The organism is Paenibacillus sp. LHD-38 (assembly GCF_031157315.1).
Taxonomy (GTDB): domain Bacteria; phylum Bacillota; class Bacilli; order Paenibacillales; family Paenibacillaceae; genus Pristimantibacillus.
Genome location: NZ_JAVIFU010000025.1, coordinates 33043 through 58999, shown reverse-complemented (window position 1 = coordinate 58999; position 25957 = coordinate 33043). Strand labels below are relative to the sequence as shown.

The following is a 25957-nucleotide window of genomic DNA, read 5'->3' as shown; positions in this document are numbered from 1 at the left end:
TTGTTGTCTTGTAAGTACGTATTGGCTCTTAAGGGAATAACTGCTTAGTTAGCGGTTTTAAATACATATAGGCCTTTACGGTGAATAAAGCGGCCAAGTTAGCGGTCAGTCAGCACAAATATGCGTATGCAGCCTCAATTCGTCGACTTTAGTTTCCTCTTACCCGTGCTGCTAGCTCGAGGAAGGATAGGGCTGCGCGATGGATACGGTCGTTTATCCCTTGGCCGCTTCCTTCGTAGCCGGCTAATCCGTCAGCGAGCTCGTTTCGCTGCGCGCCGCCGATGGAAACCCAATCCGGCGAGTTGATTCCGTGGAGATTCCGCACGATGGATTGCAGCTGCAGCAGCGAGCTTGTACCGACGGCGCCTCCGGCGGAGCTCATGGACAGCACGGCTTTTCCGCGGAAGTGATCTTGTCCCAGGTAGTCCAGCGCATTTTTGAGCACGCCCGAAATGCTGCCGTGGTACTCGGGCGTTGCCAGTACTACTCCATCGGCCTGCAGCATGGCTTGCTGAAGCGACTGAACGGTTGCATGGTCGTAGCCAATTCCTTCAGGCGAATAAAAAGGCAGCGGCGTTTCAAATAAATCAAACAGCTGGACATGATGGCCTTTTTGCGAAATCAGCTGTCCCACATTTACCGCGAGACGGGTGCTGGTTGCAGATTTTCGGTTGCTTCCTGTTATGATTACGATTTTCATTATAATCTTCCTTTCGTCATTCCCTTTGATTGACTCTATCGTATCACTTCGAATATGAAATAACGTCCATATTAGGACGGATTTTCAACCTGAAAGAGCATTCAACCATTGGCTGAATGCTCTACGACTATAGTCTTATAAGTTAAATAAGTCCCTGCTTCACCGCAAAAATAGCAGCCTGTGTGCGGTCGGTCAAGCCGAGCTTGCTCAAAACATGGCTGACATGGGTTTTTACTGTTTTTTCTGAGATAAAGAGCTCCTCCGCAATCGTACGGTTGCTTTTGCCAGATGCAATCAGTCTTAATACCTCATGCTCCCTCGCTGTCAGCTCAGCCAAGGCATTATCCGCAGTGGGGGATGATTCTTGCCCCGCCTCGGCATATTGGTTCATCAGCTGGCCTGCCACGTCGGGGTGGAGCTCCACCTTGCCGTTATGAACGTTATGGATGGCGCGTACAAGCTCCTCGGGCTCGATATCCTTGAGCAGGTAGCCCTTGGCACCGGCGCGAATGGCTGGAAGCGCATGGTCCTGATCAGAAAAGGAGGTAAGGATGATGACCTTTACATGGGGCTGCAGCAGCTTGATTTGCTTCGTCGCTTCAATACCGCTCATGCCTGGCATGTTAATGTCCATTAATACGACATCCGGCTGCAAGACTCCAACTTGGTCCAATGCTTCTTGCCCGGTAGCCGCTTCGCCGATAAGCTGAATATCCGATTGGGTGGATAAAAAAACCTGAAGGCCTCTGCGCACCATGACGTGATCATCAGCCAAAAGCAGTTTAATCGTCATTTCTCCGTCCGCCTCTCCGTTGCATCTATTTATAGCGGGAGCACGACCTCAATCGTTGTGCCTCTTCCTGCCTTGCTGCTCAGATGAAAACGCCCGCCAAGCAATTCAGCCCGCTCTCGCATTGTTGATAATCCGAATGATTCCTTGCTGGTGCCCGTGCCGCTTTTCTTAATGCCGCGGCCAAAATCCGTAATGTTCAGCCTAATTTCATAGGGGTCCGCCGCCAGCGTTACGTTAACCTTGGCCGTGCCTGCATGCTTGGAAACGTTATTCAGCGCCTCTTGGCCAATTCGCCAAAGTGCTTCCTCAGCAGCATGGGGCAGCGATGCGGCAACGGTCGTCTGTCCATTTACTTGAAGGCCAAGTCTTATGCCGTACTCCGCCAATGCGGTTACGATTCCCTTCTCCACAGCTGCGGGTCGAAGCTGTACAATAAGCGCGCGCATTTCCTTTAAAGCGTCCCGCGACAAGTTTTGCATGTCCTTCACGGCAGCCGTGGCCGTCTCGAGGTTATTCCCGTTTAGCAGGCTCTCCACGCCCTTGGCCGTCATGCTGATAGAAAACAGCATTTGGGATACGGAATCGTGCAAGTCGCGCGCCAAGCGGTTCCGCTCTTCCAGCCGCGCCAAATCGAGCCGGACGACCTCCAGCCGGGCGTTTTCAAGCGCGATAGCCAAATGCTCGGCTACGGCTTCGAGTACCGCACCGTCGACTTGATTGAGTCCGCAGCTTTCGTTATGGCCAATGACCAGCACGCCGCATGCGGCAGTGCCGCCGAACGCGACGGGGGCCGCCATGAAGGATTGAAGCGGTGAGAATAAATCCCGCTGCTCTAGGTTTTCCGTAAGGACGGATACGCTGGATGCCGTTATTTCTTGGTAGCCCTGCGCACGGCCAACCTGTTCGAGCCATTCGCCCTGAGCAAGCGATATATGCGTATTAGGCGTCAAGGATTCATGGCCAAAACGCATGCTGCGCAAAACAAAATGGTCATCGCAGCGCTCAAGCAATGCCGCAAACGGCCAGTTAAAATGAGCGCCTACCAGCTGCATGGCATATAAATTCAGCTGGCAGCCAGCATCTCCTTCGCTGAGAGCGATGGTTAAAGAACGGCTGAACCCGCCGAGCCTGGAAAAGAGCTCCGCTCGCCGCTGCTCGGCCTCATGCAGCCGGATCCGCTCGACGGCAACGCCTATTTGATAGGCTACCGCCTGCAGCAGGGCAAGCTCATCGCTCGTGAAATGCGCCTTCCCCGGAGAGCCTACATTCAACAAGCCGAATTCACGCTCGCCGATTCGCAGGGGAACTGTCGCATGGTGAGTAAAGCCGCAGGTATCGCCTGTTTGGGTCCTTTTGGCCGTTTCCAGCCTTTTGCAGCTTAAGATGTTAACCGCATTTTTTAGCCGGCCATCCTGATAGCGGTCCAGACACCAGCAGGAACCGCATTGCATGAGCTGCTTCTCTTTGTACAGCAAGGCAGGCGGTAAATTGCGATCCGCGACGCATACATATTCAAGATTTGAACGAATGAGAAAAATCCAGCCAGAGGCAAGCCCGGTCACCTCAAGCAGCTTCCCCAGCACCGTGTCCAGCATATCATTAAGATCATTCGACTGATTTAACGTTTCTGCTATCGTTTTGAGCGTGGTAAGCTCCTGCACATGAGGATCATTCGTCACGTTATCCACTTCTCCCATCCACCCTTTATCGTACGTGTATTATTCGTGGGCAAGCAGAGCAAACCCTTCTCGTAAAGCATATGTATACGATAAGCCGGAAATATTATAATCCGCGCGTTTACTTGTTTTCCTTCCGAATCCTGTGCTATAGTACTATAAATTAATAATCGGATCACGCCTATGAAGAGAATCCAACTCGGAGGCGTTCTCGTCAAGGGGAGGGATGCATCTTCCCCCTAAGTTTACCGGACCCGCCCGTTATCGCGGAACAAAGAGGATTGAACAGCAGAATCTGTTCAGTCAATTTGGGTGGCACCGCGAGTAAAAAACGCTCCTCGTCCCATAGGGATGAGGGCGTTTTTTGTATTTTCATAAAAAAGGAGCGCGGTGTCATGTTAGACATGAAATGGATTAGGCAAAATGGTGAGCAGGTTCAGACGGTGGCAGATCAGAAGGGAATTCGGCTCTCGGTTGCCGAGCTGCTGTCGCGGGATGAGAAGAAGCGATTGCTTCTTCAGGAGACGGAGGCTTTGCGGGAGACGCGCAATAAGCTTTCGCATCACATTGGTATGCTGATGCAGCAAGGATCGGAGCAGGAGGCAGCGGAGGCAAAACAGAAGGTAAAGGATACGAATGAGAAGCTGAACGCAGCGGAAACAGAGCTTGCGAGCGTCGAGCGTCATTTGGCAGAGCTGCTGGTGCTGGTTCCTAATATCGTCTCGCCTGATACGCCAATTGGACGCTCGGATGCGGATAATGTGGAGATGAGACGGTTTGGTGATGCTCCGAGCTTCGCTTTCGAGGCGAAGGACCATATGGCGCTCGGCGAGCTTCACGGTATGATCGATGTTCAGCGAGGCGTCAAGGCGGCGGGCAGCCGCAATTATTACCTCAAAGGAGCGGGCGTTCTGCTCCATCGCGCGGTTCAGCAGCTGGCTGTTGATTTGCTGCTGCAAAAAGGTTTCACACTGCTTGATGTACCGCTAATGGTTCGCACGGATGCGATGAGCAACACCGGCTTTTTCCCGCTGGGCGAGGATCAGACCTACCGTATCGCGAACGACGATAAATGGCTGGTCGGCACCTCGGAGGTACCGATGATCACTTATTATGCCAATGAAATCGTAGAGGCTGAGAAGCCAATCAAGCTTGCCGCAGCCTCGACCTGCTTTCGCAGCGAGGTCGGCTCGGCAGGCAGGGATGTTCATGGCTTATACCGCGTTCACCAGTTTGCGAAGGTTGAGCAGGTTATCCTATGCGAGGCAGACCCTGAGCTGTCGGAGGCGATGCTGCAGGAAATAACGGCGAATGCCGAGGAATTGCTGCAGTGCCTGGAGCTGCCATACCGGGTTATGGCGGTTTGTACCGGTGACATGTCGCAAAAAACGTATAAGCAATACGATATCGAAACGTGGATGCCAAGCCGCGATGCGTACGGAGAGACCCATTCGTCGTCGAATTTGCATGATTTTCAAGCACGCCGCTCGAATATAAGGTACCGAGCAGGGGACGGGACATTGAAATTCTGCCATACGCTCAACAACACGGCAGTAGCCAGCCCGCGCATATTGATTCCGCTTCTCGAAAATCACCAAGAGGAGGATGGCTCGATCCATATACCGGCGGCTCTTCAGCCCTACATGAACGGTTGGAAACGGCTCGTTGTCAGCTAAGTGAATAAAAAATGCGGTAAGGAACCATGCAATGGCATGCCGTCCTTACCGCATTTTTTTCGCGAATGGCTGTTACGCTCCGGCCTTTGGAAGGGGCTTGCCGAGGGCGACGAGCCCGACGCCTTCGGCGCATACGCCGTATTTCTCCCACGGGCAGGTCGTGCATAGCCGGCTAATGTCTTCCGGCACCATGGTCTCTGCTACCCGGCTGCATAGAGCTTGCCAGCTTTCCCTTATGCCTGCAACGAGCCCAAGCTTCGATAATACCGCTTCATCCAAGCCGTAAACGGCGCCCTCACAGTGGTAGGCTTTGTCCGGCGGGTAGGCTCGGCAAACATCGTCAGGACCGATTATAATTTCGATTTCCGTTTGAGGCTCCTGACGGAGCGTCTCATAGATAGCGGTCATATTGACGCAAAAATCATCCGAATAGCCCATGCCTCGGTAACCAAGCAGACATAACAGATGATGCCCGCGTAATCGAATCGTCATCAACGTACCGCTCCTTATCTAAAAAACCTATATGTTAACCATGTTATCATAACTTATGGTTTACATATAGGTTTTATTCGCCGACAAGTGCCGAACCGGCTATTTAGTAAGATATCTTTCATGAATGATTTTCAGATGATGCAGCTCATGACCGGCAATGATATAGGCGATAGCTCTCGCGGAGACGTTGCCTCCGTTAGATACGCCGATGCGAAGCCATGCTTCGTCTGTCAAACCGCGCAATAAAGTAAGCGTGGACTTGCGAACGGATATGTAATCTTCAATGATCTGCGTTAAGCTCCAGTCCTGAAACGAAGCGGCGGTCATGAATTCATCCTGATCATAGCCGGCGAGTGGCGTCTTGTCGCCGCGTGCGGCCCGAAGCAGCCGATAAGCCATGACACGTTCATTGTCCGAGATATGGCCGATTACTTCCTTCAGCGTCCATTTTCCTTCCGCATACCGGTAATTTGCCCGCGCTTCCGGAATATCGGATAACAGCTCCGTAGTGCTTGCCAGTTGCTCCGCTAGCAATTCCGTTACATCGCCTTCAGCTACCAAGCTAATGTATTGCTCATGATAAGGAAAGTATTCTTCCGTTGACGGTCGATTTGTCATACGTCCAGCCTCCCATTCATTTTGAAGAGTATAGCATAGTATCTTCCAAATGGATTTACTATTTTACACGTTTCGCCTTTTATCGCGATATTGCCCGGGCGTAATGCCCTCCTGCTTGCGGAAGGAGCGGATGAAGTTTTGCGGATTATTGTAGCGAAGCAGCGCGGCGATGTCCTTGATGGGCATATCGCTGTCCGCAAGCCATTTCTTCGCCATTTTAAAACGATACATAGATAAATACTCGCTAAAAGAATGGCCCGTTTCCTTGCGGAATACGCTGCTCAAATAGTTGGCATTGTAGTGCAGGCGCGAGGCGCATTCCTCCAGCGTCAGATCCGTATCATATTGATGCTGGACGAGATCGATAATTTTCTCCGAAATATTGTGATATTGCTCTTCCTGCCGGTCCTTGAATATTTTGATCATTGGATAGACGGCCTTTGTCCAAAACCAATCCTCAATTTCGGCTGAAGTGTGAAGCTCGAGCAGCTCTTTGAGCAGCGAGCCCTTCATCGGGTGAATCTGGCTCAGGCTTACTCCTGATTCCTGCATCACAATCAGCAGATTATTGAGCAGACGGGCAAGCGGAATTTGATATTCCTGAGGGGACAGCTCGACTGCAAACACCGCCTGCAAAAAGGCGCGAAGCAGCTCCTTTGATTTATCCTTCTCTGCCAGCTTCACAGCATCCATCAGCTCATTCTCGATATGCGCCGGATAGTTGAGATTCAAATAATGTTTACCCTCGTTCACATTATCGTACTGTATGATGATGCCCTCGCCCAATTTCATTCGGTGCTTAAGCGCCTCAAGACCTTCCCTGTACGCCATTGCCAGCGAGGAGAAGGTGTTAAAGGGCAGGCTCATGCCGATGCTGACCTTCACGTTGAGGCAGCTTGCAATTTGCTGCTGCAAATGCTCGGTAAGCGAGTATTTTGCGCTGCTAAAGGCTTCTAAGTCATGCGATGTGCTGCCGATGATGGTCACAATGGTTTGATCCATAATAATTGGCGCAAGGCGCTGCTCGTACGGGATCAGCTCCTCGATCATATTATGAACCGCGAACAGAAGCAGCTCCAGATCGTTTTTGGAATAGCGGCTGTTCTCGAGAAAGTCGATCTGCAGCGTAATTGCGGCCATCGTCTTCCATTCGGCCAGCTGTGTGCCATAGCCAAACTGGATCAGCTTCTCATTCATTTCATTCTGTTTGACCTGGCCTTGAAAGGCCTTCATGAAGAAAAAGGTGCGAACCTGATGAATATGCTGCCGCAATTCCTTCTCAAGCTCGGTCTTGGATTGAAACAGATGGGTTACGCGCTCGCCTATGACTTGAAATTCATTTGTTTTCCGTTTCTGAATGTCCGTCAGCCGCTCGCCGATTTGATTCAGGAGCACTTGTATCGGCGAATACATGCGTCGCGAGCCGATCCAAGCCAGCAGCATCGAGAGCAGAAGCATGAATAAGCATACATAAAGCGTATACGTCCCGATTTTTTTGGATTCTTTCGTCATGCTTGCAATGGAGGTTGCGGATAAATAGATCCAGCCATTGAGCTCGGAGCGGTAATAGGTTACCGAATATTCCTTCTGGTCGACGGTTTCCGTATATTGTCCGGAGGGCTCGGTGAACTGTCCTAATCGCAGCCCGCTTTCCGTGACAGACTTGCCGACGAGCGTCTGGTCCGGATGAAGCAGAATGCGGTATTGGTCATCCAAAATCATAATCGAGGATAAGGGGTCATCATCGCTTTCGAGAAGCTCCTGCAGGCTGCAAGTCGGAATGTTGGCAAGCGCCAGACCGTATTTTTCAAGTCCGTTCGTTGGGAGCCTCTTCACGAGGCTGATGCTGTAGCTGCAAGCCGCGCTTCCCGCGGATTCCTCGCTATAAAACCAGCGGGAGGGATTAAGAACCCAAGAGGTGCCATCGGGCACTTGCATCAAGCCGGACAGCTCCTCATAATAAGCGTATTGCTCGAAGGGGTAGAGCCCTGAATTTTTAATCATCCAGTTATGCCGCTCGTTGATCAGCACAACATCCTCCAGCTTCGTATCGAAGGACTGCATATGCCGGATTTCATTGCGCAAATCATCGTACATCACAAATTCGTTTACGGTAAGCGGCTGGTTCATCGCTTTTTTCAGCACCGTCGAGTTAATGACCTGATTCAGCGTGTGGTTGACAGTCGTCAATTTCTGCTCTACATTTGAGTTAATTTGCATAATCAGCTGCATTTTTCCTGCATTTACATTTTTCTGTATCTCATTGGATGAGGTCACGTAAGAGAAAGCGCCGATAAAAATAACCGGAAGCGTGCTGAGCAGAAAGCCGAAAATCGTCATCTTGCTTAAAAAAGTTAAGGACCGCACAGCTACCAACACCTTGTCTAGGAATGAGAGAGCATTAGCTTTATTTTAGTAAACGCATACATTTTGAGCAATAATCATCTGGCTTGCAGATAATCATTTCCTTAGATTATGGGGAGAAAAGGCTGATTAGACAAGGGGGCTGCCCATGAGCAACCGTTCACCAAGCGCAAAGCTGTCCATTAGCTGCCGTTTTATCGCAGCGTTTCTTATCCTCCTGCTGTGCGCTTCATGCGCGTCATCGTCATCGCCAAATAAGACGGGGAACGACCATGCTGCGACAACGATCTCAATCATGGCACCGCTGCATTTCCCCCATCCGCCAAGCGCGGAAATGCTGGCAAGGATCGAGGAGCTGACAAACGTAAAGCTGGATATAAACTGGGTTCCCGACGGCATCTATACGGACAAAATGAACACAGCGCTTTCTACCAACTCGCTAAAGAAGGCAACCTTCGTTAAGCATACTGATTATATTTTTGTCAAAAACGCGATCCGCTCCGGCTCGTTCTGGGAGATTGGGCCCTATCTCGTGAAGTTCCCGAACCTGCGGCAATTAAATGCCGACATTCTGGGACAAGCCGCTATCGACGGCCGGATTTACGGGCTATACACAGAGCGGCCGTCGTCGCGCCAAGGCATAATTATTAGGGAGGATTGGCTAGAGCATCTTCAGCTAAGCGCGCCTGGAACGATCGAGGAGCTGTATGAGGTGATCAAGCAGTTTACGCTGAAGGACCCGGATCGCAATGGGCAGAACGATACCGTTGGGCTGGCTGATCGCAACGACTTAGTGTTTGGCGCCTTTAAGACGCTGAGCTCCTATTTCGGGACACCAAATAATTGGGGCATTGTCGATAAGAAGGTCATTCCGGAATTCGAAACCGCTCCGTATATGGATACGATGAACTTTATGAAGCGGCTGTATGATGAGCAGCTGATAAACTCAGACTTTGCGGTCACGAGCAAGGATGTGCAGCGCGACAAAATCATCAGAGGCGCCGCGGGCGTTTATATCGGCAGCATGACAGACGTGCAGCGTCTGTCCGATGAAGCGGAACGAATAAATCCCGAAGCGCGCTTCACGTTGGTCAACCGTATAAATGGACCGGACGGCTACCGCGTATGGTCGATTCCTAATTATAACGGGCTGTACTTATTCTCCAAAAAAGCAATTCGGACGGAAGAGGAGCTGCTGGCTCAGCTCGCTTTCTTCGATCGCACGATGGATGAGGATGTAGCTAATCTGATGCGCTACGGAATAGAAGGCAAGCATTATCGGATGGAAGGCGAGCAGGTCGAGCTGCCTGAAGAGACGTCACAGCTTCGCGTCACGGAAGTGAATGCCCTCTATTCGCTTATGATTGCCGATCTAAGCAATCCGAACCTGCTCAAAGTAGCGGAGCAGGAGACGATGTGGGAGCTGGCGGAGCGGCTCAGCGCCGACAATGATAAGTTTATCGTGAAGGACCCCACGATCGGGCTTGAATCGAAGACCTATGACGAGAAGAGCATGGAGCTGTACAAAATCATTTCGGATGCGACCTATAAATATATACTCGGGCAAATCAGCGCCCAGGGCTTCTATCAGGAGGTTGACCGTTGGAAGCGCAGCGGCGGCAGCCTTATGATGAGCGAGTATACGGGGGCTTATTTTGGGAAGCAGTCCCAGGAATGAAAGAGGGAGAGAGCAGGTAAAGCTTAGGCTTATACCCTGCTCTTTTTTTTGTTTTGTTATGGCGAGTGTCATGCGCACTGGCAGTAATCATTAGCTCAGGTACGCCTTAAACGGGCGGTCATAGATACAAATGATTGTTTCGGCACTCCAAATAGGCATGGTAGCTTGAAGGGGAAGCAACCAAAACGATATATGGAGGTCAACGCGGTATGAAGAAAAAATCGTTTTCGATTCTGATGGGCGTGGTTTTGACGTTTAGCTTATTGCTTGCAGCCTGCTCGGGCGGCAACAATGGCGGCAACCAGCCGGCACCCAGCGACGACAGCGGGGCTAAGACAGAAGAAACGGCTAAGCCGGCAGAACCGGATAAACCAACCGAAATTACGATCATGCTTCCGCTCAACATTGCAGAGACACCGCCGGATACGATTAAGAACGAGCTGGAGAAGCTGACCAACACGAAGCTGACGTACCAATTTTTCCCGGCAGATACGTATGAGGAGAAGCTGAACGCTTCCTTTGCAACGGGATCGCTTCCGCAGGTTACGTATTTGAAAAACCAAGCGACCTTCGTTCAAATGAAAGAAGCGATTCGCGAAGGCCAGTTTTGGGAGATTGGTCCTTATCTCAGCGAGTTTCCGAATCTAGGCAAGCTGAAGGAAGAAATTTTAAATAATACGAAAGTGGACGGCAAGCTTTATTCGGTGTATATCGGCAGGCCGCTTGCCCGCCAAGGGATGATTTACCGCAAGGACTGGGCAGATAAGCTGGGCATTGCCGCACCGGTTAACGTAGATGAGCTGTTTGCGATGATGGAGAAATTCACGACCGGCGATCCGGACGGAAACGGCAAACCGGATACGATTGGCTTAGCCGATCGCAACGATCTCATTTACGGGGCCTTCAAAACCGTAGCCGCCTGGTTCGGAACGCCAAATAACTGGGGCGAGAGGGAAGGCCAGCTCGTGCCTGAATTTACGACTCCGGAATATGCGGCAACGATGGATTTTATCAAAAAAGTCCGTGATGCTAAAGCGATGAACGTCGACTTTGCGGCAACCAGCAAAACAGATCAAGTCAATATGTTCACAAGCGGCAAGGCGGGCGTGTACATCGGCTCTATGCAGGATGTGGACTCCTTGGTGAAGGACTTGGTCAAAAACGTGCCGACAGCCGTTGTCGATACGCACAGCATGGTTGCCGGCCCGGACGGAAAAACGGCTTCGTGGTCCATTCCCGGTTACAACAACGTTGCTTTGTTTCCTAAATCCGCGATTAAAGACGAAGCGGAGCTCAAGAAAATTTTGGCCTTCTTCGATAAGCTGATGACGCCGGAAGTGGCGAACATGATGTATTGGGGCATTGAAGGCACGCATTACACGGTAGTGGACGGCAAAGCGAAAGCGTCCGCGGACAAAGAGCTGACAGAGCGCGAGGTCAAAGGCTTTAAGGACAGCGTCATCGGCGAGCCGGAAACGAACGGTATGTACGAGGGCTTTCACGAGCTTCCTGCACGGATCCATGCGGAGCAGCTCATTGTGGAGAATGCGAAAATCGCCATCGCCGATCCAACGGCGCCGCTTGATTCTGCTGCATACACCGAGAAGGGCACGGAGCTTCAAGAAATTATTAAAGATGCAACTTACAAATATATTTACGGCTCCATCGACAAAGCAGGCTTTGACAAGGCGGTCGAGGATTGGAAGAAGCGCGGCGGCGCTCAAATTATCGAGGAATACAACGCGGCCTACAAAAAATAAAAATTTGTTCATCGCCATTCGCATGATCGTGATCCTTGGAGACTGCCCGGGCAGCCCGGCAGTCTCTCAACCTCCTTTGGAAAGGAAGAGGCGCTATGCAAGAAACGGTTATTCAGCAGGCAAGGATCCCTCAGCCTAGAACAAGCGAGCTTAAGAAACGGCTTTGGAAAAACAAATGGCTCTATGTCATGCTGCTGCCGGGAGTGTTCTTTTTCATCGTATTCAAGTATATTCCCATGTTTGGCCTTGCGATCGCCTTTCAAGACTATAAGCCGTTTAAGGGCATAGGCGGAAGCGACTGGGTAGGATTCAAGCATTTCGAGCGATTGATTACGGAGCCGGATTTTTTAACTATTTTGACCAATACGCTGCTGTTGTTCGGCATGAACTTATTATTCTTTTTTCCTGTCCCGATCCTGTTAGCGCTTATGCTGAACGAGGTCCGATCGTCTTTTTTCAAAAGAACGTTTCAGACGCTCGTGTATTTGCCTCACTTTATGTCGTGGGTCATTATTGTGTCCATCAGCTTCGTCATGCTGACGTCGGACGGCGGTATCGTGAACGAGCTGCTTGCTTATTTTGGATTCGAAAAAATCAATTTCCTGCTCAGTCCCGAGTGGTTTAGACCGACATATATCATTCAAGTCATCTGGCGGGAAGCGGGTTGGGGAACGATCATATATTTGGCGGCAATCGCCTCCGTAGACCCCGGCTTGTATGAAGCGGCGCGTATGGACGGGGCCGGCCGTTTAAGGCAGGTATGGCATATTACGCTTCCTGCGATCCGCAGCGTCATCATTATTTTGCTCATTTTGAAAATTGGCGATGTGCTGGAGCTTGGCTTCGAGCATGTGTACCTGCTGCTGAACTCCATGAACCGCGATGTTGCTGAAATTATTGATACCTATGTGTATACGGCAGGGCTGAGACAGGGGCAGTTCAGCTACAGCACGGCGATCGGCTTCTTCAAATCCTTTATCGGACTCGTGCTTGTCATGGCGGCGAATAGACTGGCGAAGAAGATGGGCGAGGAGGGCGTGTATTAAGTGACGGGCATTTGGAGGACATATTGCTACGCAAACGTTAGGGGGGCTTCCGCATGGTAGAGGACAAAACGCTCAGCGGCCGGATTTTTTCCATTGTGAACTTTACGCTTCTGGCCATTATTGCGCTCGTAACGGTGCTCCCGTTCCTGCATGTCGTTGCCGGTTCGTTCACGACCAGCGCAGAGATGGCGATGAAGAAATTCATTCTGGTGCCGACCATATGGAGCTTTGACGCCTATAAGTTTATTTTCTCGACCGATACGATTTTCCGTGCCATGGCCGTCTCGACCGGGATAACGCTATTCGGCACCTTGTTCAGCATGTTCACGACAGCCTTAATGGCGTATGGCTTGTCGCGAAGGGATCTGGACGGACGCAAGGCGATTATGTTCCTGGTCGTATTCACAATGCTGTTTAGCGGAGGGCTTATTCCGACTTTTCTTGTCGTGCGGGAGATGGGGCTGATCGATACCTATGCCGCGCTCGTTATTCCGTCCGCGATAAGCGCGTTTAATTTAATTATTTTGAAAAACTTTTTTCAAAACATCCCCGAAGGTCTGGAGGAATCAGCAAAAATTGACGGCTGCAGCGATTTTGGCATTCTGTTTCGCATTGTATTGCCTTTATCGATGCCTGCAATCGCTACGATTTCATTGTTTTACGCGGTGACGTACTGGAACACTTATTTGAGCGCTATCTTGTATTTGGATGACAGTGCCAAATGGCCGATCCAGGTGCTGCTCCGTCAAATCGTAGTGCTGGCAAGCGGCCTCGATTACAGCTCCGATCTGGATGCCGCGGTACCGCCGCCGGATCAGACCGTGAAGATGGCTGTTATCGTGGTGGCAACGCTGCCGATTCTGATCGTGTATCCGTTCCTTCAAAAGCATTTTGCCAAAGGCGCGATGCTGGGATCGATAAAAGGCTAACCTTGGGGGAGAAGGATTCATTTATTGTCTTATATAAAGCCGCAAATATCGGATGAAGAACTGTGCTTCATTCTCCAGACGACGGCTATTAACCTGAGCAGGCTGCTCCGCATGGACGGCGGCTTCTCGCGTGAGCTGGCCCGTTCGCCGTCTGCGCCGAATGCAGCCCAAATCAAGGAGGGGACAGATTACCCCGACAGGCCGAAGCCGGTTTATTTGAAATATAAGAAAGTATAAATTTTAATCTTATACAATGCTTATATTTCATCGCGAAACGAGCTTCTGCCGCTAAAGACGGCGACAGCTGTTTACGCTTGAGCGAAGGAAAAGCAGAGGGTGACATGAATGCGGCTACGCAGGCGCTCCTTATCCGTTCGCTATGCCATAAGCTTGCGGGATTGGAGCCGCCCGCGTTGAAGGAGAAGCAGCTTAGCACCTTTTATGACTCGTTTTAATAAGAAGCACGCTGCTGTTATGAACCATATAAGGAAAATGGAGAGGGGACTTATTTGGGATGTTGAACGATGGAAGAAGGTCGCCGATGGAGTGGGCAATAGCAGCCTGCGATTCTTTAATGGACAGCTATTTGCCGGAAGAGCTTCCGCCTGCGGGAAGATGGCACTATCATCAAGGCGTGTTTCTTTGCGGGATGGAGATGCTGTGGCGGGCGGAGCGGGACGAGCGCTATGATGCTTATATTAAGCGTTACGTAGATAAGCTCGTTGATGATAACGGCAATTTTGAATTTGCGAGAGATGAGTTGGATGCTATACAGACTGGTTTGCTGTTGTTTAGGCTGGATGAGCGCGGGGAGGAACGCAAATATCGTATCGCGGCGGATAAGCTCCGCAGCTTGTTCGATACGCTGCATCGCACCTCGGACGGGGGCTTTTGGCACAAGGATAAATATGCTTATAATATGTGGCTCGACGGCTTATACATGGGCGGCGTATTTGCGCTGAAATATGCTAATTGTTACGGAGAGGCAGGCTTGCGCGACATGGCGCTGCATCAAGAGCGGCTGATGCGGCGTTATATGAGGGATGAAAAAACTGGCCTGCTTTATCACGCCTGGGACGAGAGCCGGCAGATGCCGTGGGCGAATGCTGAGACAGGCTGCTCGCCTGAGTTTTGGGGGCGGTCTCTCGGCTGGTACGGACTTGCCGTTGCTCAATTTCTGGACGAACTGAAAGAGGACGAAGCAGGGCGAGCGGAGCTTGAGGCCGTGCTTGCCGATTTCGCGGCATCGCTCATTCGGTATCAGGAGGCTTCGAGCGGCTTATGGTATCAGATCGTGGATAAAGGCGAGCTGGCGGATAATTGGCTGGAAACCTCTTGTACTTGTTTGTTCGTATACACGCTTGCGAGAGCGTATAAGCTTGGTCTCGTGGGTGAAGCTGGCTTAGCCGCGGCGAAGCGTGGGTACGAGGGGCTTGTGCGCGTCGTGCAGTACGATGAGCAGGAGCGCTTTGTCTTACCGGATATTTGCATCGGCACATCGGCGGGTGATTACGAGAGCTACGTTACGAGACCGACCTGCAGCAATGATCTGCACGGCGTTGGCGCATTCGTTATGGCCTGCGTCGAGATGGAGTCGCTGCTTGCTGAGCAGGAGTAGCGGGCAAAGAAAAAGCTCTGCGGCCAGGATGACCGCAGAGCTTTTTTTTGAAAATATAAGAAAGTATAAAATTCAACCTTATGCGTTGCTTATATTTCACCGCGAAACGAGCTTTTGCCGCCAAGGACGGCGTCAGCCGTTTACGCTTGTGTTAAGATGCTCCCTTGCAGCAGAGAGCTAGCTTTCGGTACTTCGGTTCATACACTCACATGTGGATGTAAGAGGCCGCTGCGTACGCTGTACTTTATACAGTGAAAAAGACGAATAAAGGCTAGGCGATGAGCTGCAATGTACTTTGAACAACCTAGCAAGCGTTTGGATGCGCAAAGAGCGGCGAATAAGCTGGATCCCCTCAAATTCGAGTGTATAAAATACAATGTAGAATCTCCCGTCAGGCTAAAATTAAGCTTTCTGCTGCAGAAACTGCATTGTACGACGAATGGCTGGAGCCGGGATCGCTTCTCGAGAGTGGAGTGGCCAGCTGGATAGATTGCCAACAAGCCAACCCTTAGCAGCTGGGGCTGATGCCAATCCTGCCGGCCCCGCTCTTTCTTGTCCTAAAGCACCTGCTCCAGAAACCGGGCTGCCCGCTCGCTTTGCGGCTTCGTGAAAAATTGCTCGGGCTCCGTACGCTCAACAAGCTTGCCATCGTCGAGGAAATAAATCGTATCCGCGGCTTCGCGGGCAAATTTCATCTCATGCGTGACGATCAGCATGGTCATACCGCTGTCAGCCAAACTGCGGATAACGGTTAGCACTTCCTTGACCATCTCAGGGTCAAGCGCCGAAGTCGGCTCATCGAACAGCATAATGTCGGGCTCCATCGCAAGGCTGCGGGCAATGGCCACGCGCTGCTTCTGCCCGCCTGACAAACGAGAAGGATAGCTGTCCGCTTTGTCTGCAAGACCAACGCGGGCGAGCAGCTCCTTTGCTTTGGAACGAGCGGCATCGACCGACAGTCCTTTAACCTGAATGGGCGCAAACGTAATATTATCGATTACAGTCATATGCGGAAAAAGATGAAAATGCTGAAACACCATGCCAATCCGCTGGCGTACGCGCGCGATATCAGTTTTGGGATCGGTAATAGGTGTACCTTCGATGGTAATCGTGCCGGAGGTCGGTGTCTCCAGCATATTGATGCATCGAAGAAAGGTGGACTTGCCTGAGCCGGAAGGCCCGATAAGCGCGACGACCTCTCCTCGTTCTACTGTCGTTGTGATGCCCTTCAGTACTTGGTTTTTGCCGAAGGCTTTCGTTAAGTCGGTTATATTAATCACTGCGGCGCAGCCTCCTTTCAAGCATACGGGCAAACGAGGTTAAGATGAGCACGAGCACGTAATAAATAGCGGCTATAAATAATAAAACTTCGATGGACCGGAAGGTGTCCGAGCGGACAACGTCTGCGCGGCGCATCAAATCGGATACCCCGATGACCGATACAAGCGACGATTCCTTCAGCAAAGCGACGCATTCGTTCACGAGCGCCGGCAAAATCGTACGGAGCGCCTGAGGGAAAATAATGCGAATCATCATCTTCCGATATGGAACGCCGAGCGCAATGGCCGCTTCCCGTTGGCCCTTGTCGACAGCCATGATGCCGCCGCGAATCGTCTCAGACAAATAAGCGGCGGAGTTGAGACCAAACGCCAGCCCGGCCGCCATTAGCGCAGGAATATCATAATTGAACAATTGCGGGGTCGCGTAATAAATAATGGTGAGCTGAACCAGCAGCGGCGTACCCCGGAATACGGATGTATAGGCGGTTGCGAACCACTCAAGCGGCTTGATGCCGGAAATTTTGAACAGCGACAAAATGGTTCCCCACACGAGTCCGAACAAGGCGGAGACGAGCGTGAAGAGTAGTGTGACATAAACGCCTTTCAAAATGTAAGGGATATAGCCATTGAGCGTACTAAAATCAATATTTAAGCCAAGCAGCGAACGGGACTCATTCTCCTCCTCGGCAAACCATTGTTGGACGATTTCATCAAGCTTGCCGTTGTCCTTCATTTCTGCGAGAACACCGTTAAATTCAGCTACGATGGGGGATTGCTTAGGAAAGGCAATCGCATAGCCGTTGTCCGCGGACTCGGCAGGCAGGAAGTTCATCACTAGCTCTGGATTAGAGCCCGTCATTTCCACCGCCACGGCATCTTCGACAATGGCTGCATCGATGCGGCCGGAGTTCAGCTCCTGAATAAGATCAGGGATTTTATTGAGCTTCTTAAGAACGGCGCCTTCGATCGTGGCAGCATAAAGATCCTGGGTGGAGCCAAGCTGAGTCCCGACCCTTTTCCCTGAAAGTGATGCTTCCGTCTCGAGCGGCGTTCCTTTCTTAGATACGATGGTATTGCGGGCTGCGTAATAGGTGTCGGAAAAATCAATGCTCTGCTTCCGCTCATCTGTAGCGGACATTGCGGACATTACGAAGTCAACGCGGCCTGTTTGGAGCGCAGCGATAAGTCCATTGAAATCCATGTTCGCGATTTCCAGTTCATAGCCGAGCTGGCTGGTGATATACTTGGCTACATCGATATCTAAGCCGACGATCTCGCCGCTGCCCTTGGCATCTACGCTTTCGTAGGGCGGGTAATCGGCGGACGTACCCATGACGAGCTTTTTTTTCTGGCCGGAAGCGGGGGCATTAGCCGCGCTTTCTGCGCTTACGGAATAAGAGCTTTGTTTTCCCATCGGAAAGGCTTGTCCAAGTGCAACAAGCAGAACCGTAAAGGTAATGAGCGATAGGTAAATGATTTTGAGTCTTTTTCGATTCATGTTGTCCTCTTTCCCTAAGTTGATCTCTAGACTATGGATAGGTTGCAGCGTAATATAGTTGTCTGCATTTGCAACTTAAAAATTATATGGTGTTCACTGTTCATTTGTAAATAACCAAGAAGAACGGATTTGTAACATTTTCGTGATTTCAGCTGTCGTAATTGGATCAGATTTACTGTTATAATATCCAGATAGAATGAAATCTATTTTTCACCCGGAATCCATTCCGGGTGAAACGGTTATTTGAGCAAGTCGTATAGGAAGAAACGAGTTAATGACGAGTTAATGACGAGTTAATGAAAGGGGGTGAATACATTGTTCGAGTTTGAACTGCATGACGTCATACCGTATCTCATTTCCATCAGCCTTCTTTGTTCCTTAGCTTTTGCCTATGCTTCGCATTTGCATTCGGGGGCATACGAGTACTGGGAGCGGGACCAAGTTGTAAAAGTTTTGTACATTGCGATGCCTCAAGTGCTCATTCGTACCGTGCCGCTGCATCATTGGCTGGCCAGGAAGGTAAAGCGGAAGGAATCGCCCGATGACGACATAGCAGATTGCAACGCCTCGTTTGTTGCGCCATTTTTAAACAAACGAGGAGGATTTTTATGGAAACGAACAATGTATTCCCTTCTTTAAAATATGGCCGACTATTCATAATCGGCATGATGCTGGCAGGCTTGCTTTTGGTAAGCGGCTGCAGCACGGCCAGCGGTACGATCGATGGGGATACGCCCGGTTTATTCAATCATTATATTATTTATCCGCTTTCCGCAACGCTTCAATATTTAGCGGATATGTTTGGCGGTAATTACGGTTTTGCGATTATTGGCATTACGCTCATTATCCGGCTTGTGCTGCTTCCGCTCATGATGCGTCAATACCGTTCCCAAAATCAAATGAAAACAAAGATGGCGGCGCTTCAGCCAGAGCTTAAACAGCTTCAAGACAAATACAAGAATAAATCGGATGCAGCTTCCAAGCAGAAGCTTCAGCAGGAAACGATGCAGCTGTACCAGAAGCATCAAGTGAATCCGCTTGCTATAGGCTGTTTGCCGATGCTCATCCAAATGCCGATACTGATGGGCTTATACTCGGCCATCAAGCTGACACCGGAGCTGGCGGACCATTCCTTCCTTTGGTTTAAGCTTGGCTCGCCGGATATCGTGCTTCCGATTGTCGCTGCGATCGTTTATTTTGTACAGTTCAAGGTATCGCAAACGACGCAGCCGAACGCAAATGCGGCACAGCAAAAGCAGCTTGCTTTCATGGGTTATTTGTCCCCGATTCTAATGGGCGTTTTCGCTCTTTCGGCACCTGCCGCTATCTCGTTGTACTGGGTAACAGGCGGTGTATTCATGATTGCGCAATCCTATCTAGCCAAAAAAATGTACGCGCCTAAGGTGGAGGTCGCACTGGAGGGCAGCGTCTAATATGAAGGAGACGATCAGATGTCAGTCGGTGTTCTTGCCCATTTATTCGGAAGCCTGCCTTACCGAGAACTTGCGCCAAAAGTAGCGGGGAGCGGCTTTAGCCATGTGCAGCTCGCTTTGTGGAAGGCTATCAGCGATGTCGATTTCAGCAAGCCGGGCAACCTAAGCCCGGGACTGGCGAATGCGATCGGCGAACAATTCGATAAGCATGGCGTTTCGATTTCAGTGCTCGGCTGCTACGTTCATTTGTTTGAACGGGACGAGGAGCTGCGCCGCGCTAACGTGAACCGCTTTAAAGAGCTTCTGCGCTATGCGAGGTTTTTCGGGGCACCTATGGTGGCAGCGGAAACCGGCCGTAATGAAGGCGGAGACTACACCGACCGAGACTGGTCCATAATGAAAGCAACGCTTGAGGAACTCACCGAGGAAGCAGAGAAATGGGGCGTCTTTGTCGGGCTGGAGGCAGCAAACAGCCATTTGGTCGGTACGGCTCCCGAACTTGCGCGAATGCTGGAGGAGGTTCCTTCCTCCAACATCGGGGTTGTCATTGATCCCGGCAACCTGCTGACGGCTGCTAATTTTGCTAAGCAGGACCAGGTGATCGCAGAGGCATTCGAGCTGCTCGGCGACCGGATCATTGCGGCTCACGCGAAGGACCGTTATTTGCTTGAGAATGGCGAGCTGGGGACGACGACAGCAGGCCTCGGCGACATGAATTACGAGCTTTATATGAAGCTTCTCAATCAATACAAGCCACATGTGCACATTATCATGGAGGAAGCGAAGGAGCATCAAATGGCGCAGTCGAAAGCGTATATTGATGCCATTCGTGGACGTGTGTAAAGCTTGAATTAATAAAGCGGTTAAATAAGCACGTAAGAGATGATTCCTGTACTGAACAGGAGTCATCTTTTTTTGTACCTGTAGGGGTACCAGTTTGTGTTATCCAATATACTTCGGCTTTTTAATCCTGTATATTTAATAAAAATAAATTGCCCGGAGAGTGGAAGTCCTATGCGACGCTTCAGACTAGGAAGGCTCTATATCCCGTTCACCTACAAAATGATGATCCCTTACCTTCTGCTTGTTCTGCTGACTGACTTGCTCATTGGCTATATTTCGTACACGATGCTCATTCAGTCCCGAACAGAGATGGCGGAAACGAATATTCGGACAGCTATGAAGCAGACAAGCAATAATATCGAATATCAAATGGATGAAATCAACCGAATGTCGAGTACCTTGTTCACCAGCCTTACCTTTCAGAACGCGCTTCAGAATACGGGAGACCCTCTTGAGGTCATGCTCAAAATGAGAGATGACATCATTCCTCAAATGAAAGCGCCTCTTCAGCTGTACGGCAACAACATCCGTCTCGTCCTCTACACCGTGAATGAAAAAATGTACGAGGTTCAAGGCGACAATATGGAAAAGGAGATTACCAGAAGGGACTATTACGTCCTTCCTGCCAGCAGCATCCAAAACACGGATTGGTTCAAATCGATTCAAGCCATGAATCAGGATAATCTGTGGCTTCAACTTGATACAGACAAGAAGCTGGATCATATTTCTCATTTCCGCAAGCTGGTTTCCTCCAGCGGCCTGGCGTCTGTGATTGGCTATATCCGCGTTACAGCAAGGTTCGACGAGCTTTTTGGCAACTTCGATACGTTTCCGATTGATCAAGGCATCAGCTTGCGGTTAGTCGATACGACGACAGGTGCAACCCTATACACAAGGGGCCGGGCAGACACGCATTCGAAGCAAAGCAGCGAGCTCAGCATCACAGAACAAATTAGCGGCACACCTTTCATTATCGAATCTCTGGTACCCCATGCTTATTTGAACAAAGATGCCAGCAGAATGCAAAAGGTGATCGGCACCGTCTGTACGATTAGCTTTTTGGTCATGGCTTTTATCGGCTTTATCGTTGCAAGGCTCTCCGGCAAAAAAATGAAGCGAATCGTAACGCTGGTCCGTTCCTTTCAGGAAGGAAACTTTCATAAACGGATCGCGTTCACGGGCAATGATGAATTTGTCCATATTGCCGATTCGTTTAACCAGATGGCCACGAGCATTCAGGAATTGATCAAAAATGAGTATGTGCAGGGCATTCAGAAGAAACAGGCAGAGCTTGATGTGCTTCAGGCACAGATCAGCCCTCATTTTTTATATAATACCTTGTCTACAATCGGCAGTCTTGCCAATCTCGGTGAGGTTCAGAAGGTCACGCAAATGGTTCAAGGATTGTCCAAGTTCTACCGGCTCACCTTAAATGGCGGCAATGTCTATATCTCATTAGAGAAGGAGCTTGAACAGATTGAAGCCTACCTCGATATTCAGCGGGTCAAGTATGCAGACACGTTCAAGGTCTATTTCGATATCGAGCCCGACATTCTGCAAACGCCGATCATTAAGCTGATTCTGCAGCCATTTGTCGAGAATATATTCAAGCATTCGTGGTTCGGCAAATCCATTGCCATTCGAATTACCGGGAAACGGCTGGGCGACCATATTGAGTTAAAAGTCATCGATAACGGTATCGGAATGAGACCGGATACCCTTAAGAAAATGCAATCGAATACGCTGCAGCCGGACAACCAATCGGATAAATACGGACTCAAAAACGTAGAGGAGAGGATTAAGCTCCGGTACGGCAACGACTTCGGCATTCGAATCGGAAGCCACTACGGAGCAGGGACGACCGTGCAAATTATTCTTCCAATGGCTAATTCAGAAATAAAAGAAGATGGCGATATCAACGCCTGATCTCAGACAACGATGAGAGGAGCAGAAGATTATGGAAGTGAGCATCTTACTGGTGGATGATGAATCCATTGATTTGGAATGGCTTCGGCGGCGTGTTGTGAGCAACAAGGCTGTGCAGCATCAGAATGTGAGAACTGCGGTAAGCGGCTTCGAAGCGCTTCAGCTTATGGAGCAGCACCGGGTTGATCTTATTCTCTCCGATATACGAATGCCGATTATGTCCGGAATGGAATTCGCGCGTAAAGCGAAGGAGATCAACCCGCAGGTTCATATCGTTTTTATAAGCGGTCATCAGGACTTCAGCTATGCGAAAGAAGCGATTCAATTGAACGCTTCCGGCTATCTTCTTAAACCTGTGGAGGATCGTGAACTGCATGATATGCTGGATCTTATGTGCAACAAAATCGAGGAGGATTGGAAGCAGCGCTCTTCCCTTTCGGATACACTGAGCCTCGTGCATCAGGAGCTGCTGCTGCGGTGGTTTAAGGAGCCTACACCAGGACAGGTAGAGGCACATCTTCACCGTTTTCTTGCTCCCATCCTCCAAAGCGGAGCTGCAGTCGCTATTATCGAAGTAGATGATTTGGCCTGGAAAATCAATCAAGTGGCGGAAGAGGAACGGCGATTGTTAATCGCAAGCATCACCATCTTCATCCGAGAATTTGTGAAAGCGAAAAGCCTGGGAACATTGATGGCGAGCTACGACGACCATTTCGTTCTGTTGACAACGATTCAGGAAGAGCATATAAAGGCAATACTAGAACAATTGATCGATGCTTTCTACAAAGAATTCTCCTACTCCATTACGATTGGCACGGGTAAATATACGTCAGAGATCAATAAACTGCATGACTCCTATCGGCAAGCCCAAGCCGCGCTAAGCATCAAATGGGTGTTTGGCAAAAACAGGCTCATACAGGATGCTTCGGCTTGGTCTCCCAAGCAGGCAATTGCTTTGAATTTGGAGGATACGGTTGACCGGATGCTGCAAGCGATGCTCGAATACGACCTTACTACGATCGACGATTGCTTGCTGGAGCTGTTTAATGGGGATCAGCCCCTAACTCAGAAAAGCGACATCTATGATCTCATCATTCGGATTACTTCCAAGCTTCATGCTGATCTTCAGCAAATGAACGAGCATTTGTATGAAATTTTGAAATGGGAATCGCATCAGCCCTTTATTCTGTTTCAATTTGAAACGGTGCATGATATTTTATCCTGGCTGCGAAGACGATTCTTCGAATTGTCTGAACTGCTGTATTTGAAGAAGCAGCGGCAGAAACGCAAGCTTATTGATGAAATTACACGATTCGTCGAGCAAAGGCTCGACCAGAAGATCACGCTGAATGAGGTGGCTTCGCATTTCGACTTCACTCCCAACTACTTAGGGCAGCTCTTCAAGGCTGAAACGAATACGTTATTTACCGATTTCCTCATCGATTTGCGCATGAAGCGTGTATGCGAATTGTTGAAGGATCCGACTAGAAAGGTGTATGAGATCGCAGAGCTTGCCGGATACAAAAATATTGTGTATTTCAACCGGCAATTCAAGCTGTCAACGGGCATGTCGCCTGGAGAATATCGTAAGCAGCATAAAATTTAAAATAGGAATAAACAACTGCCCGGCCTGCTCAGGACCGGGCAGTTGCTTTGCTCTTATACAGCCAATCGTTGAATTAGTATTGGTTTTAGTTGATCAACCTAATTATGCAGCTCTCTTCTATTTCTTATAATAAACGTAGACAAGAGATGAGAGAGGGAGCGCATATGAAACGACACGGATTTATAAAAGATTTGAACAAATACCGCACGATTCTGCTGATGCTAACGCCCGCTGTTTTGTTTTTCCTGCTGTTTGCTTATGTGCCGATGGCAGGAATAATCATTGCGTTCAAGCATTATGATTATGCCGGCGGTATTTTTGGAAGCGCTTGGAACGGGCTGGATAATTTTCGGTTTTTCTTTGAATCGGGGGACGCTTGGAGAATTACGAGAAATACGGCTCTCTATAATATTGCATTTATAATCGTAAATAACATCTTGCAAATTTTTACCGCGATTCTATTGTTTGAGGTTGGGGGCAAATGGTTCCGTAAAATTACGCAATCCATTTTGTTTCTCCCCTATTTCATTTCATGGGTCGTTGTAGGCGCAATTGCTTATAATTTATTGAATTTCGATATTGGTACCGTCAATTCCCTGCTTAGAGGAATCGGCATGGAGCCAATCGACATCTATAATACACCCGCTTATTGGCCATACATTTTGACGATTGTGTCCGCTTGGAAGATGCTTGGTTATGGTACGGTCATGTATCTGGCAGCAATTACGAGCATCGATACGGAAATGTATGAAGCAGCTGAGATCGACGGAGCGAATGTGTTCCAGCGTATCCTGAAAGTGACGATTCCAAACTTGTATCCAACCGTTATCATTCTAGTGCTGCTCGCGGTAGGCAATATTTTCAGAGGCGATTTCGGAATGTTCTACAATATGGTCGGCAACAATGGTGTTCTATTCTCATCCACCGACGTAATCGACACATTCGTATTCCGGTCACTGATTACCTCGAATGATATTGGTATGTCGGCCGCAGCGGGAGTTTTCCAATCCGTTCTTGGATTCACAGCCATTATGCTCGTGAACTACTCCGTTCGCAGGTATGACAAAGATCGGGCGTTATTCTAATGGGAGGTAATATGATATGAGTGGAACTGAGCTTGAAGTGAAACCAGTAAGATCACAACAACGGGATCGCCAATTGCTTTCCGTTATCGGCTATATTTCTTTAACTGTCCTGGCTGCTCTATGCATCCTGCCTTTTATTCTAATCTTATCTTCGTCATTGTCCGAAGAAAGTACGATTGTTACAGAAGGGTATCAATTTTTCCCGAGTGCATTTTCATTCGAACCCTATAAAATTCTGTTTAAGTACCCTGAGCAAATTTTACGGGCATATTCGGTGACACTGGCTGTTACCGCGATCGGAACCGTTATCGGATTATTTCTGACAGCGATGACCGCGTATTGCTTGTCCAGAAGAGATTTCAAATGGCGTAATCAATTTTCATTCTTCTTCTTCTTTACCACATTATTCAGCGGCGGCCTTGTGCCTTGGTACCTTCTGATGGTCAATTACCTGCACATGAAGGATACGATTCTGGCATTGATTATTCCGCTGCTGCTCAACGTGTTTTATATGATTGTTATGAAATCGTTTATGAGCAATATTCCAGAAGCGATTGTAGAATCGGCTAAAATAGACGGTGCAGGCGACTTTCTCATTTTCCTTCGTCTGATTCTTCCGCTCTCGAAGCCTGCACTCGCAACCATTGGATTATTTCTTGCTCTCGGTTATTGGAACGACTGGTACAACGCCTTGCTTTTTGTTTCAGATGAGAAGCTGATGCCGCTCCAATACTACCTATACAAAATGCTCGGCAATATGGATGGCATGCGCAAGGCGATGATGGGCTCAGGCGCAGTCGTTACAAACGTGCTGCCTACGGAAGGCTTGAAGATGGCGATGACCGTTGTCGCAAGCGGTCCGATACTCGTCGCGTATCCGTTTATTCAGAAATACTTTGTTAAAGGTTTGACGATTGGTGCTGTTAAAGGATGATT

Annotated in this window: 24 protein-coding genes; 16 read left to right on the top strand and 8 right to left on the bottom strand. The window is 49.6% G+C overall.

Translation table 11 applies throughout. The features are described from left to right. Window positions 1-148: 148 nt before the first annotated feature. The 3 genes from RCO25_RS20790 to RCO25_RS20780 all read right to left on the bottom strand — a co-directional run bounded on the left by RCO25_RS20790 (window position 149) and on the right by RCO25_RS20780 (window position 3181). On the bottom strand, window positions 149-700 hold the full coding sequence (locus RCO25_RS20790) for an NADPH-dependent FMN reductase (RefSeq protein WP_308998044.1): 552 nt from the start codon (window positions 698-700) through the stop codon (window positions 149-151). A 142-nt stretch (window positions 701-842) separates the two neighbouring features. After that, window positions 843-1493 (bottom strand): response regulator, encoded by a 651-nt coding sequence (locus RCO25_RS20785; RefSeq protein ID WP_308998043.1) that lies wholly within the window; start codon window positions 1491-1493, stop codon window positions 843-845. A 29-nt stretch (window positions 1494-1522) separates the two neighbouring features. Further along, the gene (locus RCO25_RS20780; protein WP_308998042.1) at window positions 1523-3181 is read right to left on the bottom strand and encodes a GAF domain-containing sensor histidine kinase; all 1659 of its coding nucleotides are present in this window, start codon (window positions 3179-3181) and stop codon (window positions 1523-1525) included. Between the two features lie 383 nt (window positions 3182-3564). Between RCO25_RS20780 and serS the strand changes: the two genes are divergently transcribed. Beyond that, a complete protein-coding gene (gene serS / locus RCO25_RS20775) occupies window positions 3565-4845 on the top strand; it encodes a serine--tRNA ligase (RefSeq protein ID WP_308998041.1) in 1281 nt (426 codons plus the stop codon). Window positions 4846-4917: 72 nt separating this feature from the next. Here serS and RCO25_RS20770 read toward each other — a convergent pair whose 3' ends face one another. The 3 genes from RCO25_RS20770 to RCO25_RS20760 form a co-directional block, all read right to left on the bottom strand. Continuing rightward, window positions 4918-5337 (bottom strand): DUF1284 domain-containing protein, encoded by a 420-nt coding sequence (locus tag RCO25_RS20770; RefSeq protein WP_308998040.1) that lies wholly within the window; start codon window positions 5335-5337, stop codon window positions 4918-4920. Between the two features lie 99 nt (window positions 5338-5436). Further along, window positions 5437-5955: a DinB family protein gene (locus RCO25_RS20765; RefSeq protein WP_308998039.1), complete on the bottom strand. Its 519-nt coding sequence runs from the start codon at window positions 5953-5955 to the stop codon at window positions 5437-5439. Window positions 5956-6018: 63 nt separating this feature from the next. Next, window positions 6019-8322: a helix-turn-helix domain-containing protein gene (locus RCO25_RS20760; RefSeq protein ID WP_308998038.1), complete on the bottom strand. Its 2304-nt coding sequence runs from the start codon at window positions 8320-8322 to the stop codon at window positions 6019-6021. A gap of 145 nt (window positions 8323-8467) precedes the next feature. Between RCO25_RS20760 and RCO25_RS20755 the strand changes: the two genes are divergently transcribed. The 8 genes from RCO25_RS20755 to RCO25_RS20720 all read left to right on the top strand — a co-directional run bounded on the left by RCO25_RS20755 (window position 8468) and on the right by RCO25_RS20720 (window position 15839). After that, window positions 8468-9997: an extracellular solute-binding protein gene (locus RCO25_RS20755; RefSeq protein WP_308998037.1), complete on the top strand. Its 1530-nt coding sequence runs from the start codon at window positions 8468-8470 to the stop codon at window positions 9995-9997. 209 nt (window positions 9998-10206) lie between these two features. Next, on the top strand, window positions 10207-11757 hold the full coding sequence (locus RCO25_RS20750; RefSeq protein ID WP_308998036.1) for an extracellular solute-binding protein: 1551 nt from the start codon (window positions 10207-10209) through the stop codon (window positions 11755-11757). Window positions 11758-11852: 95 nt separating this feature from the next. After that, a complete protein-coding gene (locus RCO25_RS20745) occupies window positions 11853-12803 on the top strand; it encodes an ABC transporter permease (protein WP_308998035.1) in 951 nt (316 codons plus the stop codon). A 53-nt stretch (window positions 12804-12856) separates the two neighbouring features. After that, window positions 12857-13732 (top strand): carbohydrate ABC transporter permease, encoded by an 876-nt coding sequence (locus RCO25_RS20740; RefSeq protein WP_308998034.1) that lies wholly within the window; start codon window positions 12857-12859, stop codon window positions 13730-13732. A gap of 24 nt (window positions 13733-13756) precedes the next feature. Beyond that, entirely contained in the window at window positions 13757-13969 is a 213-nt protein-coding gene (locus RCO25_RS20735; RefSeq protein WP_308998033.1) for a hypothetical protein, read from the top strand. Between the two features lie 77 nt (window positions 13970-14046). Further along, window positions 14047-14187, top strand: coding sequence for a hypothetical protein (locus tag RCO25_RS20730; RefSeq protein ID WP_308998032.1), 141 nt, complete (start codon window positions 14047-14049; stop codon window positions 14185-14187). A gap of 59 nt (window positions 14188-14246) precedes the next feature. Continuing rightward, window positions 14247-15350: a glycoside hydrolase family 88/105 protein gene (locus RCO25_RS20725; protein ID WP_308998031.1), complete on the top strand. Its 1104-nt coding sequence runs from the start codon at window positions 14247-14249 to the stop codon at window positions 15348-15350. 288 nt (window positions 15351-15638) lie between these two features. Next, window positions 15639-15839 carry a hypothetical protein gene (locus RCO25_RS20720; protein WP_308998030.1) on the top strand — a complete coding sequence of 67 codons (201 nt, stop codon included), beginning with the start codon at window positions 15639-15641 and terminating at the stop codon, window positions 15837-15839. Between the two features lie 68 nt (window positions 15840-15907). Here RCO25_RS20720 and RCO25_RS20715 read toward each other — a convergent pair whose 3' ends face one another. Further along, window positions 15908-16630: an amino acid ABC transporter ATP-binding protein gene (locus RCO25_RS20715; RefSeq protein WP_308998029.1), complete on the bottom strand. Its 723-nt coding sequence runs from the start codon at window positions 16628-16630 to the stop codon at window positions 15908-15910. Next, window positions 16623-18044: an ABC transporter substrate-binding protein/permease gene (locus RCO25_RS20710; RefSeq protein ID WP_483874714.1), complete on the bottom strand. Its 1422-nt coding sequence runs from the start codon at window positions 18042-18044 to the stop codon at window positions 16623-16625. Before RCO25_RS20710 ends, RCO25_RS20715 begins: the two co-directional genes overlap by 8 nt. A 399-nt stretch (window positions 18045-18443) precedes the next feature. Between RCO25_RS20710 and RCO25_RS20705 the strand changes: the two genes are divergently transcribed. From RCO25_RS20705 to RCO25_RS20675, 7 genes are all read left to right on the top strand, one after another. Then, complete coding sequence (locus tag RCO25_RS20705; protein ID WP_308998027.1) at window positions 18444-18767, top strand: hypothetical protein; 324 nt, start codon at window positions 18444-18446, stop codon at window positions 18765-18767. Then, entirely contained in the window at window positions 18737-19561 is an 825-nt protein-coding gene (gene yidC, locus RCO25_RS20700) for a membrane protein insertase YidC (RefSeq protein ID WP_308998026.1), read from the top strand. The genes RCO25_RS20705 and yidC overlap by 31 nt, the downstream gene beginning before the upstream one ends. Window positions 19562-19579: 18 nt before the next feature. After that, complete coding sequence (locus tag RCO25_RS20695) at window positions 19580-20404, top strand: sugar phosphate isomerase/epimerase family protein (RefSeq protein WP_308998025.1); 825 nt, start codon at window positions 19580-19582, stop codon at window positions 20402-20404. Between the two features lie 171 nt (window positions 20405-20575). Next, complete coding sequence (locus tag RCO25_RS20690; protein ID WP_308998024.1) at window positions 20576-22330, top strand: sensor histidine kinase; 1755 nt, start codon at window positions 20576-20578, stop codon at window positions 22328-22330. A 31-nt stretch (window positions 22331-22361) separates the two neighbouring features. Next, the gene (locus tag RCO25_RS20685) at window positions 22362-23936 is read left to right on the top strand and encodes a response regulator (RefSeq protein WP_308998023.1); all 1575 of its coding nucleotides are present in this window, start codon (window positions 22362-22364) and stop codon (window positions 23934-23936) included. A gap of 164 nt (window positions 23937-24100) precedes the next feature. Beyond that, a complete protein-coding gene (locus RCO25_RS20680; RefSeq protein ID WP_308998022.1) occupies window positions 24101-25021 on the top strand; it encodes an ABC transporter permease in 921 nt (306 codons plus the stop codon). A gap of 16 nt (window positions 25022-25037) precedes the next feature. Further along, a complete protein-coding gene (locus RCO25_RS20675) occupies window positions 25038-25955 on the top strand; it encodes a carbohydrate ABC transporter permease (RefSeq protein WP_308998021.1) in 918 nt (305 codons plus the stop codon). Window positions 25956-25957: the final 2 nt, after the last annotated feature.